We start from the raw sequence: 14,711 nt of genomic DNA on the forward strand, positions 1-14,711 counted from the left end.
CAGGCTTAGTCTTAAAAAAACGCTATTCCGGTTTGCCCGTGGCCGGTAGCTGCTTGGCTTGGTTCCAGTAAACATCCATCTGCGCCAGCGTTAGGTCGCGGAGGGAATACCCTTCGCGGGCCGCCGCGGTTTCGAGGTATTGAAAACGGTGAATAAACTTGCGGTTAGTGCGTTCCAGTGCTTCCTCCGGGTTGATACCCGCGTGCCGGGCAAAGTTGATAAGGGAAAATAGCAGGTCGCCAAACTCTGCTGCGGCTCGTTCCTGCTGCTCCGCCGAAGGAGTAGCAACCGCAAATTCGTCCCCGAATTCTTGTAGTTCCTCCTGTACTTTTTCCCATACCTGGCCCGGCTTTTCCCAGTCGAAACCAGCTCCGCGCGCTTTTTCCTGAATACGCATGGCCTTTACCAGCGCCGGCAGAGAAACAGGTACGCCACCGAGGACGGAGGAGTTGCCTTTTTCCTGGAGTTTTAGCTGCTCCCAGTTCTGTTTTACTTCCTCTTCCGTGCTGGCCTCCACGTTTCCGTAAATGTGCGGGTGCCGAAAAATCAGCTTCTCGCACTGGGCATTCAGCACATCCGCAATGTCGAACGCGCCCTGCTCACTGGCGATTTTAGCGTAAAACGTCAGGTGCAGCATCACGTCGCCCAGTTCCTTTTTCAGGTCGGGCAGGTCCCCCCGGATGATGGCGTCGCTGAGCTCGTAGGTTTCCTCAATGGTGAGGTGGCGTAGGCTTTCCAGCGTTTGTTTCCGGTCCCAGGGGCACTCGGCCCGCAGCCGGTCCAGCACGTCGAGCAGCCGGCCAAAGGCTTCTAACTGGGTTGGCCGGCGGGTAGCAGAATTATTTTCCATGAACTCAAATATACAACGGGGCGGGGTTCTGTAGGAGTAAGGGGGCGCAGGGGAGGGCCGGTGAAGCTGCCGGGGCCGGCAAGCTCAAGCTTAGAGAAACACCGGGCAGTTGCCTACTTTTGCCCCACGTTTAGTTGATTTTTCAACGCATCACTTTCAGAAAGCACTGTGGCACTGATCAAATCTATTTCGGGCATCCGGGGAACCATTGGGGGCGCGGCCGGCGACGGCCTCACGCCAATTGACGTGGTAAAATACGCGGCAGCTTTTGGTACGTGGGTGCTGAACACCACGCAGAATACAACCATCGTGATTGGTCGCGATGCCCGCTTATCCGGGGAAATGGTCAGCCGCCTGGTTTCCGCTACCCTGCAGGGACTGGGAATTGATGTTATCGACCTGGGCCTGAGCACCACGCCAACTGTGGAAATGGCCGTGCCGGCTAAGAAAGCCGGGGGAGGCATCATTCTGACGGCTTCGCACAACCCCAAGCAGTGGAATGCCCTCAAGCTGCTCAACAGCAAAGGCGAGTTTATTTCGGACGAGGAAGGCAAGCAGGTCCTGCTGCTGGGCGACTCAGAAGCCTTTGACTTTGCCCCCGTCACGAAGCTGGGCAAGTATTCCACGGATGATACTTTCCTGCAGGAGCACATTGATGCTATTCTGGCCTTGCCCCTGGTGGATAAAGCGGCCATCAAAGCCAAGAACTTCCGCGTGGTAGTGGACGCCGTGAATTCGTCGGGTGGTTTTGCTGTGCCCATGCTCTTGGAGCAACTCGGCGTGGAAGTCATTGAAAAACTCTTCTGCGAACCTACCGGCGACTTTGCGCACAACCCCGAGCCGCTGCCTGAGAACCTACGTGATATTGCCAAGGTGCTGGAAAAAGGCTCCTTCGACGTGGGCATCGTAGTAGACCCCGACGTGGACCGCCTAGCACTGGTAAATGAGGACGGTACCATGTTCGGCGAGGAGTACACGCTGGTAGCCGTAGCCGATTACGTGCTGCAGCAGAACGGCGGCGGCAATACTGTGAGCAACCTGAGCAGCACCCGCGCCCTGCGCGACGTGACGGAAAAGCACGGCGGTAGCTACGCCGCCGCCGCCGTGGGGGAGGTGAATGTGGTGAATAAGATGAAGGAGACCCATGCCGTAATTGGCGGGGAAGGCAACGGGGGCATTATTTACCCCGAACTGCATTATGGCCGTGACTCTCTCGTGGGCATTGCGCTTTTCCTGAGTCACTTGGCTAAAACCGGCCTGACGATGACACGGCTGCGGGCATCCTACCCCAACTACTTCATCTCCAAAAACAAGATTGAGCTAACGCCGGAAATCAACACCGATGAAGTCTTGGTGCAGATGCAGCAGCGCTACGCCAAACAGCCTATCAATACCATCGACGGCGTAAAAATCGAGTTTGATAAGGAGTGGGTACACCTGCGCAAATCCAACACGGAGCCGATTATCCGCATCTACGCCGAATCGACCTCGAACGCCACGGCGGATTACTTGGCCAATAAAATTATCGGGGACATCAAGGAAATCATCAGCCAATAGTCCTTGTCCAAGCGCCCATTAGGGGCTTCCTGCGAGTCAATTATTTACAGGATTCCGGCGGCCCCGCTGGAATCCTGTATTTTTGTGGCGCCTTCCTCTTTCAATCAGTGTTTGATTAAGCTGTAGTCTTGCTCATGAACGTGTATTTCGATAATGCCGCCACCACGCCGCTGGACCCCGAAGTGCTGGATGCTATGCTGCCCTTTATGCGGGAGCATTTTGGCAACCCCAGCAGCATCCACGGCCATGGCCGCCAGGTGCGCGCTGCCATCGAAAACGCCCGCAAGACCATTGCCCACCTGATTAATGCCGCTCCCGCCGAAATCGTATTCACTTCGTGCGGGACGGAAGCCGATAACTACGCGGCCTCCGGCAGCGTGAAGACGCTGGGCCTGAAGCACGGCATTACCTCGCAGCTGGAGCACCACGCCGTGCTGCACACCATACAGGCGCTGGAAAAGTGTGGGGATATCCAGCTCAGCTACCTGCGCCATGACGCCCAGGGCCGCCTCGATTTGGAGCACCTGGAGGAACTGCTGGCTACGCACCCACGCACCTTTGTGAGCTTAATGCACGCCAACAACGAAATCGGCAACCTGAACGACATCGTCACCATTGGCGACATCTGCGCCCGGCACAACGCGGTTTTCCACACCGATACAGTGCAGACCATGGGCCATTACCGCCACGACGTGCAGAAGCTGAAGGCCAATTTTCTGGTGGGTTCTGCCCATAAGTTTCATGGGCCCAAAGGGGTTGGGTTCCTGTACCGCCGCTCGGGCCTGGCCGTGGACTCCCTGATCCACGGCGGCTCCCAGGAGCGTAACCAGCGGGCCGGCACCGAAAACGTGTACGGCATTGTAGGGCTGGCCAAGGCGCTGGAAATTGCTTACCGCGACATGGCGGCGCATCAGCGCCACATCCAGGGGCTCAAAGACCGATTCATTGAGAAGCTGCGCGCTGAAGTCGATGGGGTAGAGTTCAATGGTACCTCCGCCGATGCCGACCATAGTCTGTACACCGTGCTCAGCGTGAGCTTGCCGCCTTCGGAGCTGAACGAGATGCTGCTGTTCAACCTCGACATCAACCACATTTCGGTTTCGGGGGGCTCGGCCTGTACCAGTGGGGCCAATGCCGGCTCGCACGTACTCAATGCGCTGAACTGCGACCCGGCCCGGGGTACCATCCGCTTCTCCATGAGCAAATACAACACCGAAGAGGAAGTAGATTACGCGGTGGAGCAACTGGCCAAGATGTATCGGAAAGTGCCGGCGTAAGCACCAGTAGCTACCCGGTACTTACTCTTCGGGAACCTTGCTATTCTGGTGGCTAGTAGGTGCTTTCGGCCCCGCCACCCCCAAATTGCCCGCCGCCAAACTCGAAGCCGGGCTGGGGCGCCTGCGGCACTACGGCCGTTTGGGCTACCACCAACGACTCCAGGTTGAAGTGCGGCGGCTGCTCGTCGTCGGGCAGCGACGTGAGTCCGTGCCGGGCCGGCCGCAGGTAGCGCGCTGCCCAGGCGGCCAGCACTAGCAGCACGGCCCCGGCTAGCACGGCCGCTAGTTCGGGCGGGAGCAAAGAGTGGTAGTACCGCAGCGTAGCCACCGAGCACGCCGCCGTCAGCAGCCCGGTGAGCAGCCATAGCCGGCTGGGGCGCCTTAGCCCCACCACGGTATACGCCAGCGGTACGACCGCCGTCAGAACATAAAAAACTAGTGCAAAGGGAATTTGCAGGGACGTAAACGCCCCGCTGAGCGCGGCATTGACTTCTCGCACCACGTAATAGTTGCCGGCTCCATAAAACGTGAGCAGCACCAGCACTTCCAGCAGCGTTAGGCAGGACTGGTAATACAGATAATCGGGCCGCTTGCGGAACTGGCGTACCAGCCAGTGGGCGCCTACTGCCAGCAGCATCAGGACAAAGGGCAGGAACGCCCGGCCGTAGGGTACTTGCAGCAACGCGTTAACTACGAGCAACAGCAGGAGTACGTAAGTGGCCCCTGCTACCAGCCTGTCTGCGTAGCGGATGCTGGCCAACAGAAATACGGTAAACAGCGGACCCAATACGAGCAGCACGTACGGGTTACCCAAGGACTCGAAGTCGCGGCTGGCTACTGGCACTAAGTCGTGAGCTAGGGCGATGAAAAATACCGTAACCCAAACCAGAGAGCTGTACAGCAGGGCGTTGTCGGGGCCGGCGTAGTAGAGGCGGGAGCTCTGAATGCTCACTTCCAGCACAACCATTCCCCCTAGCGCGCACAGTAGGGCCAGCACCAGTAGAAAGTCCGATGACATGGCCTCCGCCAATGGCAGGGCCAGCAGGCCAGCGGCGCCGGCCGCGCCTATGCACGTGAAAATAAACAGACCAATGCGCAGAAACAGCCCGGGGCGGTAAAACTCCAGCGGGTAGCGCGCCCGGATGGCTTGGTGCTGCTCCGGCGTGAGCAAGCCCCGGCGGTGCCAGCGAGCGGCGGCGTGCAGCATCGCCTCATGGTAAGCCCAGGCGGGATTGTAGGCTTTCAGGCTCATGCTAAGCGCAGGATTTTCTTGGCATTGACAAAAAGATAGATAACGCCCGCCGCCGAGCCCACGAAATAGAGCATCCCCAGCATAAAGGCGGCTTCCCCAAGTCCGGAATCAAGCAGCTGAAAGAACAGGTAGGTAATGGTGATGTAGCCATACACCGCGCCCATTAGCAGGAATAGATAGGAATGACTCCGCCGGGCATACCATACCAGGCCGGCACTCAGCCCCAGGATGAGTAAAACCAACAGGGCTTCGGGTAGAAAGCTGTAGAGATAAAAATCGAAGAGGGAAACCGTGGCGGCCAGCAGCGCTAAGTTGGCCCCCAGCGAAATGTACGTAAAGGCAAAGTGCCGCTTCCGGTCCGCAAAATCGGAGTAGAGGCCCGCGCCAGTCAGCGCCAACCCCAGCAGTACCGCGGCCCCGCCCAGCCGCGACGACAGCAAGCTGTTCTCGGTGAAAGCCGAAAGGGGGGCAATGCTCACGCCCACCCAGGAAGCCAGGGCCGTAAGCCCCATAGCCAGCACGCCCCGCTGGTCGAAGTGGTAGGCCAGGGGAAGAAACAGCACCGCCGGGATGATAGTGGCCAGCCTGTAATAGCTACCGAAGAAGTTATACTGCACCTGCAGGTAGGTTTCCAAAGCCAGAAACAGCAGGCACCCGAGCAGCAGCACGTAGTCCGGTACGAAGCTGGCGGGACGGGTTTGCCCCCAGGTAAAGGGCTGCTTGTGCCAGATGGCGTACCCAAAGCTGGCTACCATCAGCAGGCCCATGCTGCCAATGATAACCCCATGCCCAATGTCGCTCAGGTGCTGGTACAGCAACACCCCCAGGCCCCCGGCGAGCAGGGTAACGCCCAAGTACAAGGCCGCGCGCAGCTCGTAGTGCAGGGAGAAGGGACGGTGTTGCTCATCCTCGCGGATGGCGGCGGCCTGAGCAGCGGAAAGCAGCTGGGCAGTCTGTAAATCGTCTAGCAGTTGGTCCGGTATCATGCAAGGCAAGAAGCTGGCTTACGGCAGCGCCCGGCTAAACATACACATCTTGAACGACGTCTCATGCAAGCTACTGGTACAATGTACTTTATATGTTTCAATGATAGATGCTGATACGTAGTACTGTATCTATCATTTAGATTGAAAATACGAATAAGATAATTTATACAATAATAAAACTGATGTGTTTAATGAGAGATGCTACAGAATGAATGATATGCCGTTTATTAATGCATGGAGCGCAATTCCCCAAACGAATCCTCTTTTCATGCGAATATTGCTGATAAAAATGCTCATAATTATTTGGGGCATTACAAATAAAGGGTAAAATAGAATATAGTTGAACTCAATATGCTTAATGTTCGAGATGTGAACTAATCCAAAGGCAAGCACAATGAAATAATACCAATACTTAAAGTATTTTGTTTGAATATCTGATAAAAAACCTTTAGGAAGTAAAATGTACACTACTGCAAACAAAAAGATAGATAGTGCGACTCCCAGCCAGTAGAAAAACTTGGAAAAATCCGCAACAAGGAGGCCTCCGTTAACGAATCTAAAGAATAGAAGAGTAACTCCTAAGGCAATACTACCTCTTCTTAGGTCAAGGGGTAGCCTGAAAATTAGCTCTTCAAGAATAGGAACCACAAACACAACTACTACAAATGCGTAGCTTCCGAAAGCTTCCCTCACCCCTGTATTAGTGGAACGGATCTGCTGATAAATGGAGTCAATATGAAGGTAGGTGACAATGCTGTAATCGATAGTCAGTATAACGCAGCCGGCAATAAGTATTCCGATGGCACACATTATGTAGGACCATAACATGTATTTTGCATTTGAGAGCAGGCTGCGTCTTTCGGGGGTTGTATAATGCGGATTCCTTAAATAGCTGAATACGTCTATTATTGAAAATCCGCTTGCATGATTATTCATGTCACTTTTTTCGAAACGTTGTAAAGTACAACAGAGAAGCCTCTATAAAAAGAGACTTCTCTGTTGTCAAAACGTCATGTGGGATTAGCCTTTATGAAGTGTGGCCACCATTAAGAAGAGCGCCAGCAATTCCGATGATGGTGCCTGCTACTACCAATGCTTCCCCTACTGCATGGCCGATAGCATATGCTGTACCCTGATGGCCTCCTTCAATGGTCATAAGATCTTGTTCATTTACAAGTTCTACGCCGTAGAGTTCGAAATTTGATGAGTTCATTTTGTCAAAAATGATTTAGAAAAAACGATTAATTAGTGTCCGGTCATGCCAGCCCACATACCGCTGAAAAAGTCGCCGACTGCATGAGCTGCATCAATAACTCTATTGAGGTCCAGCTGTGACTGACCGCCATGATAAGACGTGTTAACAGTGTCGCCGCCATCAATAGAAATCAGCTCAGTTGCATCTAGGAGCATCAAGTTCAAAGATTCAATTTGTTCTGTATGGTTCATGCTATTTTTAATGAATGGTGAGTTAGCAGTTATTAGGTCGCGACGCTTACATTCTGCTCTTTATACAAAGGTGTACGGAGTATTCTATTACTCACAATGGTTAAGTTGTACTAAAATAGATGTTGCTACATTGGTCTGCTATGCCATTTACAGTACCAAAGCTATGTCATTCTGTTACCCATCCCCTGGTTGCCCTGATTAGTTGCTGTGATTTGCCAGCGCGATGAACACAGTTAGCATATATCCCTATCCCAAGGTCTGCCTAGCCGCAGCTATTTCGTAACCGGTTGTGCGGGTAAGTGCGTATGTTGCTAGCTTTAAAACAGGTTTCTTCTCCATGGCCGATATCAACATTCAACGCAAAAAGTCTTCTCCCAGCCCCTGGCTGCTCATCTTGCTCGTGCTGCTCGTAATTGGGGGAGCCGCTTACTTTCTGCTTCGCCACGATGCTGGCTCCTCGGCTCCGGTTTCTACTCCTGCCGCCAGCCCGGAAACTCCCCTGCCAGATAGCACCACTGGCGCCGAGACGGGCCCCCGCCCCGATGCTAACGCGGCCGTAGCCGATATGAGTACGCCCACCGAAGTCGTAGTAGCGCCCGAAGAGCTGGCGGCTTTTGCTGCCTCCGATGCTGCCACTCCCGATTATGGCCGGCGCGGGCTCCAAATACTGAGTGCCACCTTAAGCAGCCTGGCCGATCGGGCCGACTTCCGGGACGCCGCCATCAGCACCCGGCGGGATGATCTGACCAGTGCTACCAGCCGCCTGGAGGAAGAGGGTGCCAGCTTGCGTCCGGGCTTCACTGCCGCTACGTTGCTGCTGCAGGCTATGCAGCAGAAGGGCTACCCGGAGCTCGAAGCCGACGTAAACCAGCTCACGGCGCAGGCCGATGCCCTGACCGGGCGGGTGGCTACTGCCCAGGACCAAGCGGCGCTGCAAGCCTACCTGAAACAGGCTGCCCGCCTTGTAAAGGCCCTAAATGAGCCGCCAACCCGTTAATGAACCTGCTTTATTGCCTTTGCCCTTCCTGCTATGGAACCTATAACTGACCCCATTCCCTCGGCCCAGGGCATGCACCTGCGCCGCCTGCGCGACCTCACCGAATTTGAAGTAGCCGATGGCAACCCCGATGTACGCGGCTGGGCTGTGCGCGGCGCCGATGGCCGGCAGTTTGGGCAGGTATATGAGTTGATTGTGGACGCGGATGCCTTAAAAGTACGCTACCTTGATGTGGAGCTGGACGAAAACCTGCGCATCAACGAGCGGGACCGGCATATCCTACTGCCTATTGGCGCGGCCGCCCTCGATGACGACGGCGACAACGTATTCGTGCCTTCCCTGACGGCGCAGTCAGTGCTGGACTACCCGCCCTACGTCGAAATTCAGATCACGCGCGAGTACGAACAAGCCATGCTGCGGGCTCTCAACCTGCAGCTTCCCGAAGGCCAGCAAAGCTTCTACGACCAGCCCAGCTACGACGACTCGCAGTTTTATCAGCGGCGTCGCCTGAACTAAAAAAACACCGCCGGGCCAATCTATTATAGACGGACCCGGCGGTGTTTTTGTGGGATAATGGCTTTAGTTGCGCCGAATCATGTCGGCTACGCCGCGTACCCACTGTGGGTGCGAGTTCAATGAGGGAACCAACTGCCAGTGCTTGCCACCAGCTTCTTCGAACATCTCCTTAAATTCTTCCCCTACTTCAATGGTCGTTTCCAGGCAGTCGGCCACGAAAGCAGGGGAGAAGGCCAGCACATTGTGGATGCCCTTGGCCGGGAATTCCTTGATTACCTCATCGGTGTAAGGCTGTAGCCAAGGGTCACGCAGGCGGCTTTGCAGACGGCTCTGAAAGGTAGTGGTGTACTGATCCGGCGTGAGGCCCAGCGCCTTGCCCAGCTGGCGCGACGTCTCGAAGCACTGAGCCCGGTAGCAGTAGCGGTTGTTCTTGTTGTAGCTGGCGCAGCAGCTGCCCAGCTTACAGTAGCTCTTGTGGCTGCCTTTCAGCACGTGGCGCTCCGGGATTCCGTGGTAGCTAAATACCACGTGGTCGTAGGCATGCTTGGCCATTTCGGCCTTGCCCAAAGTGGCAAACGTGCCGATGAAAGCGGGGTCTTCTACGAAGGTGCTGATAAAGGAAATCGTGGGCACTATCCACCATTTGCTTACTATCTCCATCACCTTTTCCTGCACGGAGCCCGTGCTGGCTGCCGCGTACTGCGGGAACAGCGGTAATACGATAATTCGGTCTACGGCCGCGTCGCGTAGTTGCTCCAGGGCACTTTCAATGCTGGGGTTCTGGTAGCGCATCCCAAAGGCCACCAAGTAGTCCTGGCCGAGCTCCTCCTGCACCAGCTTCTGCAGATCCAGGCCGTGGTAAAGCAGGGGAGAGCCACGGTCAGTCCAGAGCTGCTGGTAGATTTTGGCCGACTTGGGGGCGCGCAACGGCACTACCAAGCCCCGGAACAATGGGTACCGAATGGCCGCCGGCATATCAATCACGCGGGCGTCTGTTAGAAATTCGTTGAGGTAGCGCCGCACATCCGGCGTACGGGGGGAGTCGGGCGTGCCTAAATTAACGAGCAGTACACCGGTGCGGCCTTGGGAAGCTGAAGAGGGCATTGTATAGGGCTGTTAGCTGTTGGCTGATAGCGGCTAGCCTTTTGCGGGGCGGGTCGCAGCTGGCCACAAGCTAGTGGGTAAGAACTAGGCGTTAAACCGAAAAGCAAACGGTTTGTCTCTGTTTGAACCGCAAAAGAAGCTAATAGCTGGTAGCTAACAGCTAACGGCTTAAAATAACCGTACCTTTGCAGACTTATTTCGAAAACACTGTGAATTCCGAACCTACTCCGCACCGCGCTGGCTTTGTGAGCATTATCGGCAAGCCCAACGTAGGCAAGTCGACGCTAATGAACGCCCTCATGGGTGAACGGCTCAGCATCGTCACCAGCAAAGCCCAAACCACGCGCCACCGGATTCTGGGCATTCTCAACGGCGACGACTTTCAATTGGTGTATTCTGATACGCCGGGCATCATTCAGCCTAAGTATGAGCTGCACAACGCCATGATGTCGTTTGTGTACTCTTCGCTGGAAGATGCCGACGTTATTTTGTTCGTAACGGACATCTACGAGAAGCACGACGAAGAGCCGGTGGTAGAACGCCTGCGCAAAATGGTGAATACGCCCATTCTGCTGCTGGTCAATAAAATTGACCAGGCCGATCAGGCCGAGGTAGAAGCCAAAGTGGACTACTGGCGCGAGCAGCTACCCAATGCCGCCCGCGTGCTGCCAATTTCGGCCCTGGAGAAGTTTGGCACCGGTGAACTGCTGGATCTGATATTGGGTTACCTACCCGTTCATCCGGCCTACTACCCCAAGGATGAGCTGACGGACAAGCCGGAGCGCTTCTTTGCGGCTGAAATGATCCGGGAAAAAATCTTTAAGCTCTACAAGAAGGAAGTGCCTTACAGCTGTGAGGTCGAGATTGAAGAGTTCAAGGAAGAGGAAGATATCATTCGGATGCGGTCCATCATCTACGTGGAGCGCGCCAGTCAGAAAGGCATCATCATTGGCCAGCAAGGCGCCGCCCTTAAGAAAGTAGGCACCTGGGCCCGGGAAGAAATGGAGAAGTTCTTCCTGAAAAAGGTGTTCCTCGAAATCCACGTGAAAGTCAACGAAAACTGGCGTACCGATCCTAAGGCGCTTACCCGCTTTGGGTACAACCAATAGCAGCGGTGAGATTTTAGAATTAAGAGCTTAGAATGTTCAAGAACAATGATACTGAACAGTCTAAGCTCCCATAGCTAGCTTCTTAGTTCTAAGAATCCGACCTCACATTCACTTAACTACTCCGGGCACTGCCGAAACTGGTCGGGCCGGCGGCTGGAGTCAGACAACATGAAGAATACTATTGCCATTGTGGGCCGCCCAAATGTGGGTAAGTCCACGCTGTTCAACCGGTTGGTGGGCCAGCGCAAGGCCATCATGGACAACGAATCGGGCGTGACGCGCGACCGGCACTACGGCTACGGCGAGTGGACGGGGAAGTACTACACCGTGATTGACACGGGCGGCTACGTTCACAACTCGGAAGACATCTTCGAAGGCGAAATCAACAAGCAAGTAAAGCTGGCCATTGAAGAAGCTGACGTCGTCCTGTTTATGGTGGATGTAGACTCCGGCCTGCACCACCTCGACGAAGAGTTTGCCAACGTGCTGCGCCGCTACCAGGGCAAAAAGCCCATGTACATGGTAGCCAACAAGGCCGATACCAACGCCCGCGCCCACGCCGCCGGCGAATTCTACGCCCTGGGCATCGGCGACGGTGAAATTTTCCCGATCAGCTCGCAAAGCGGCTCCGGCACCGGCGACCTGCTCGACGCCGTGGTTAGCCACTTCGAGGAAGAAGGCGTGGAAGAGCCCGACGCGGGCGTACCCAAAATTGCCATTGTGGGTCGCCCTAACGTAGGTAAATCGTCGTTTGTGAACCTGCTGCTGGGCACCGAGCGCAGCATCGTGACGGATATTGCCGGTACCACCCGCGACTCTATCCAGGCACGCTACAACGCCTTCGGGCAGGAGTTTATCCTGGTCGATACGGCCGGCCTGCGCCGCAAAACCAAGGTGCACGAGGACATTGAGTTCTACTCTGTGCTGCGCTCCATCCGGGCGCTGGAAGAATCGGATGTGTGCATCGTGATGCTCGACGCCACCCGCGGCATCGAGGCCCAGGATATGAACATCATTGGCCTAGCCGACAAGAACCGCAAGGGCATCGTGATTCTGGTGAACAAGTGGGACCTGATTGAGGATAAGGAAACGAATACGGCCAAGGAATTCGAGGAGAAAATCCGCGAGAAAATTGCGCCCATCAGCTATCCGCCCATCATTTTCGTTTCGGTACTTAACAAGCAGCGGGTGCACAAGGCCATTGAAACGGCCGTGAAAGTGTACGAAAGCAAGCGCCGCAAAATTCCGACTTCGGAGCTGAACGAGGTGATGCTGAAGGAAATTGAGAAGTATCCGCCGCCTATTCAAAAAGGCAAGCTGGTGCGCATCAAGTACGTGACGCAACTGCCCACGCACAACCCGGTGTTTGCGTTCTTCTGCAACCTGCCCCAGTACGTGAAGGAAAGCTACACTCGCTACCTCGAAAACCGCCTGCGCGAGCATTTCGATTTCACGGGCGTACCCATCGGCATTGTGTTCCGGAAAAAATAATTTCCCGGGTTGGGTTACCTTCTATTGAGGTCGGTATAAAGCCCTGTATTTCATCAGAACTTCAGGGAAGGCTGATAAGTGCAACTTCAACTTCGACATTCATTTTAACCCAACCCCCACAATGAAAAAGGTTCTGTTCCTCGCTCTGGCTGCTGCTTCGTTCACCTTCGCTTCGTGCGACAGCAAAACTGAAAACAACCAGGAAGCTGCTGCTGAGCAAGTAGAAGAAGGTGCTGAAGCTAAGGCTGACGCTATGGAAGAAGCCGGTGCTTCGGACGCCGCTGCTGACTCGGTAGAAGCCAATGGCGAAGCCAAGGCTGATGCTATGGAAAACGCTGCTGACGCAACCGACGCTAAGTAGTTGGATGCGCCTTCCGGCGCACAATAAAAAAGGCCGCCTCTGCAAAGAGGCGGCCTTTTTTATTGTGGTGAATTCTTAAAGCAGTGCATCAGCGCAACCCGCTACGCTGAACGAAATCGTGAGGCTCCCTTCTTCACGGGAAAGGGAACCGAGGAGGAAGCCCGCAAAGGCGCTACCCCAGCCGGCGGCGTAGTAGCCCATCTACTACTTCGAACAGCTTGCGCGGGGCGTACGTGCGCCAGGGCAGTTCATCCAGCTGGCCCCCAAAATTTACGTAATTATCGATGTTAAACTGGTGCATTTCGCGCACCACGTGCTCCTGGAAGTTCACGCCGGCAATCCAGCCTTCTTCCACATCCTCAAACCATTCTTCGTAGTAGGAGTCGTCGGAGCCGTGAAAGTTGAACACGTTTTCGCCGATGAGCACAAATTTGCGGATGCCCTCGTGCGTCATCAAATCAATGATGTTGCGCTTGAGGTGCATCACGTCGTTTTCGATGGCGTCGTTCCACTCGCCGATGAACTCAATGATGGCGCTGCCCAGGTCATAATCCACGAACAGGATTTTCAGGTACAGCGTCTCCGAGTCGAGGCTGTCCCACTGCGGATGGATGTAGTAACCATAAATGGTATTGGTATAGGCATCCAGGCTATTCTCGGCTTCGAAAAGCGGAGAGCGGGGGTCTTCCGATGCGGAGTACTGATCCAGCCAGGCGTAGTGCGGTTCGATGGTGTGCATAAGGGAAAGGAAAATCACCCGCCTGCGCTTGCGCTGGGAGGCATTGAGCCAGTTTTGTTTTCCTTCCTAACTGCGAAAAAAGCCCCGGGGTTTCCCAACCACCGTAATTGGGCGGGGTATGAAAGCGCCCAGGCGGCCTAGCTGGAATTCGGCCTCGGTTTACTACCCGCAGAGCTGACGCTAGCTAGTTTACAACGCCAGCTCCTGTCTCGCCGGGTAGGCTGTTTCGCCCCGTCAGGGCGGCTCGCACCGAGCCGTATTGCTGTAGCAAGGCGGCTGCCTCGGGTTGCGCTATGCCCAGCTCATCCATCAGCATCCGTTCTCCCCGGTCAACCAGCTTGGCGTTGGAAAGCTGCATATCCACCATTTTATTGCCTTTCACTTTGCCTAGGCGGATGAAGGTGGCCGTAGTGAGCATGTTAAGAGCCAGCTTCTGCGCTGTGCCGGCTTTCATGCGCGTGCTGCCCGTCACAAACTCCGGCCCCGTCACGATTTCAACTGGGAATTCAGCTGCTGCGGCCACCGCTGAGCCCGAATTGCACACGATGCAGCCGGTAGCCAGGCCATGCCGCCGGGCCTGCTCCAGGCCCCCAATTACGTAAGGCGTTCGGCCCGAAGCTGCAATACCCACCACAATGTCTTTATCCGTAATAGCATACGCCAGCAGATCCTGCCAGGCTTGAGCTGCGTCGTCTTCGGCGTTTTCCACGGCTTTACGAATGGCCGTGTCGCCGCCGGCAATCAGGCCGATTACTAGGCCGTGGGGCACGCCAAACGTAGGCGGGCACTCCGAAGCATCCAGAATGCCCAGCCGCCCGCTGGTGCCCGCTCCGATGTAGAACAAGCGCCCTCCGCGCTGTAACCGGGCCACCGTAGCCTCAACTAGGGCTTCCAGCTGTGGCAAGGCTTTGGCTACGGCCTGCGGCACCGTGGCATCCACGCTGTTGATGCCGGCCAGCAGTTCACGGGTAGAGAGGGTTTCGAGGTTATTAAAATCGGAAGGGCTTTCGGTTGTGTTCACGGCAA

Annotated in this window: 16 protein-coding genes; 7 read left to right on the forward strand and 9 right to left on the reverse strand. The window is 55.4% G+C overall.

Annotation, left to right across the window (positions count from 1 at the left end; translation table 11 throughout):
- Positions 1–22: 22 nt before the first annotated feature.
- Positions 23–850 carry a nucleoside triphosphate pyrophosphohydrolase gene (gene mazG / locus HER32_RS12895; protein WP_168682157.1) on the reverse strand — a complete coding sequence of 276 codons (828 nt, stop codon included), beginning with the start codon at positions 848–850 and terminating at the stop codon, positions 23–25.
- A 168-nt stretch (positions 851–1,018) separates the two neighbouring features.
- On the opposite strand from mazG, the gene glmM reads away from it, so the two are divergent.
- Together glmM and HER32_RS12905 are read left to right on the forward strand one after the other, a co-directional pair.
- Positions 1,019–2,407, forward strand: coding sequence for a phosphoglucosamine mutase (gene glmM / locus HER32_RS12900; protein ID WP_168682158.1), 1,389 nt, complete (start codon positions 1,019–1,021; stop codon positions 2,405–2,407).
- Positions 2,408–2,541: 134 nt separating this feature from the next.
- Complete coding sequence (locus tag HER32_RS12905) at positions 2,542–3,684, forward strand: cysteine desulfurase family protein (protein ID WP_168682159.1); 1,143 nt, start codon at positions 2,542–2,544, stop codon at positions 3,682–3,684.
- Positions 3,685–3,736: 52 nt separating this feature from the next.
- Here HER32_RS12905 and HER32_RS12910 read toward each other — a convergent pair whose 3' ends face one another.
- The 5 genes from HER32_RS12910 to HER32_RS12930 all read right to left on the reverse strand — a co-directional run bounded on the left by HER32_RS12910 (position 3,737) and on the right by HER32_RS12930 (position 7,368).
- Positions 3,737–4,936: a hypothetical protein gene (locus HER32_RS12910; protein ID WP_168682160.1), complete on the reverse strand. Its 1,200-nt coding sequence runs from the start codon at positions 4,934–4,936 to the stop codon at positions 3,737–3,739.
- Positions 4,933–5,922, reverse strand: a complete 990-nt coding sequence (locus HER32_RS12915; protein ID WP_168682161.1) for a DUF2157 domain-containing protein — start codon at positions 5,920–5,922, stop codon at positions 4,933–4,935. Before HER32_RS12915 ends, HER32_RS12910 begins: the two co-directional genes overlap by 4 nt.
- A gap of 201 nt (positions 5,923–6,123) precedes the next feature.
- On the reverse strand, positions 6,124–6,858 hold the full coding sequence (locus tag HER32_RS12920) for a hypothetical protein (protein WP_168682162.1): 735 nt from the start codon (positions 6,856–6,858) through the stop codon (positions 6,124–6,126).
- Between the two features lie 91 nt (positions 6,859–6,949).
- Positions 6,950–7,135, reverse strand: a complete 186-nt coding sequence (locus HER32_RS12925; protein WP_168682163.1) for a hypothetical protein — start codon at positions 7,133–7,135, stop codon at positions 6,950–6,952.
- 32 nt (positions 7,136–7,167) lie between these two features.
- Positions 7,168–7,368 carry a hypothetical protein gene (locus tag HER32_RS12930; protein ID WP_149072986.1) on the reverse strand — a complete coding sequence of 67 codons (201 nt, stop codon included), beginning with the start codon at positions 7,366–7,368 and terminating at the stop codon, positions 7,168–7,170.
- A gap of 337 nt (positions 7,369–7,705) precedes the next feature.
- Here HER32_RS12930 and HER32_RS12935 point away from each other — a divergent pair, with 337 nt between their 5' ends.
- Together HER32_RS12935 and HER32_RS12940 are read left to right on the forward strand one after the other, a co-directional pair.
- Positions 7,706–8,365: a hypothetical protein gene (locus tag HER32_RS12935; protein WP_168682164.1), complete on the forward strand. Its 660-nt coding sequence runs from the start codon at positions 7,706–7,708 to the stop codon at positions 8,363–8,365.
- Positions 8,366–8,398: 33 nt separating this feature from the next.
- The gene (locus tag HER32_RS12940) at positions 8,399–8,881 is read left to right on the forward strand and encodes a PRC-barrel domain-containing protein (protein WP_149072027.1); all 483 of its coding nucleotides are present in this window, start codon (positions 8,399–8,401) and stop codon (positions 8,879–8,881) included.
- Between the two features lie 63 nt (positions 8,882–8,944).
- Here HER32_RS12940 and hemH read toward each other — a convergent pair whose 3' ends face one another.
- Positions 8,945–9,985 carry a ferrochelatase gene (hemH, locus tag HER32_RS12945; RefSeq protein ID WP_168682165.1) on the reverse strand — a complete coding sequence of 347 codons (1,041 nt, stop codon included), beginning with the start codon at positions 9,983–9,985 and terminating at the stop codon, positions 8,945–8,947.
- A 209-nt stretch (positions 9,986–10,194) separates the two neighbouring features.
- Between hemH and era the strand changes: the two genes are divergently transcribed.
- The 3 genes from era (at position 10,195) to HER32_RS12960 (ending at position 12,946) form a co-directional block, all read left to right on the forward strand.
- Complete coding sequence (era, locus tag HER32_RS12950) at positions 10,195–11,094, forward strand: GTPase Era (protein WP_149072029.1); 900 nt, start codon at positions 10,195–10,197, stop codon at positions 11,092–11,094.
- Positions 11,095–11,262: 168 nt separating this feature from the next.
- Positions 11,263–12,585 carry a ribosome biogenesis GTPase Der gene (der, locus tag HER32_RS12955; RefSeq protein ID WP_168682166.1) on the forward strand — a complete coding sequence of 441 codons (1,323 nt, stop codon included), beginning with the start codon at positions 11,263–11,265 and terminating at the stop codon, positions 12,583–12,585.
- Positions 12,586–12,706: 121 nt separating this feature from the next.
- Complete coding sequence (locus HER32_RS12960) at positions 12,707–12,946, forward strand: hypothetical protein (RefSeq protein WP_149072031.1); 240 nt, start codon at positions 12,707–12,709, stop codon at positions 12,944–12,946.
- Between the two features lie 172 nt (positions 12,947–13,118).
- Here HER32_RS12960 and HER32_RS12965 read toward each other — a convergent pair whose 3' ends face one another.
- Both HER32_RS12965 and murQ read right to left on the reverse strand, forming a co-directional pair.
- The gene (locus HER32_RS12965) at positions 13,119–13,685 is read right to left on the reverse strand and encodes a hypothetical protein (protein ID WP_149072032.1); all 567 of its coding nucleotides are present in this window, start codon (positions 13,683–13,685) and stop codon (positions 13,119–13,121) included.
- Positions 13,686–13,869: 184 nt separating this feature from the next.
- Complete coding sequence (murQ, locus tag HER32_RS12970; protein WP_168682167.1) at positions 13,870–14,706, reverse strand: N-acetylmuramic acid 6-phosphate etherase; 837 nt, start codon at positions 14,704–14,706, stop codon at positions 13,870–13,872.
- Between the last annotated feature and the right edge of the window lie 5 nt (positions 14,707–14,711).

The sequence above is a fragment of the Hymenobacter sp. BT18 genome (assembly GCF_012273015.1).
Lineage (GTDB): Bacteria > Bacteroidota > Bacteroidia > Cytophagales > Hymenobacteraceae > Hymenobacter > Hymenobacter lutimineralis.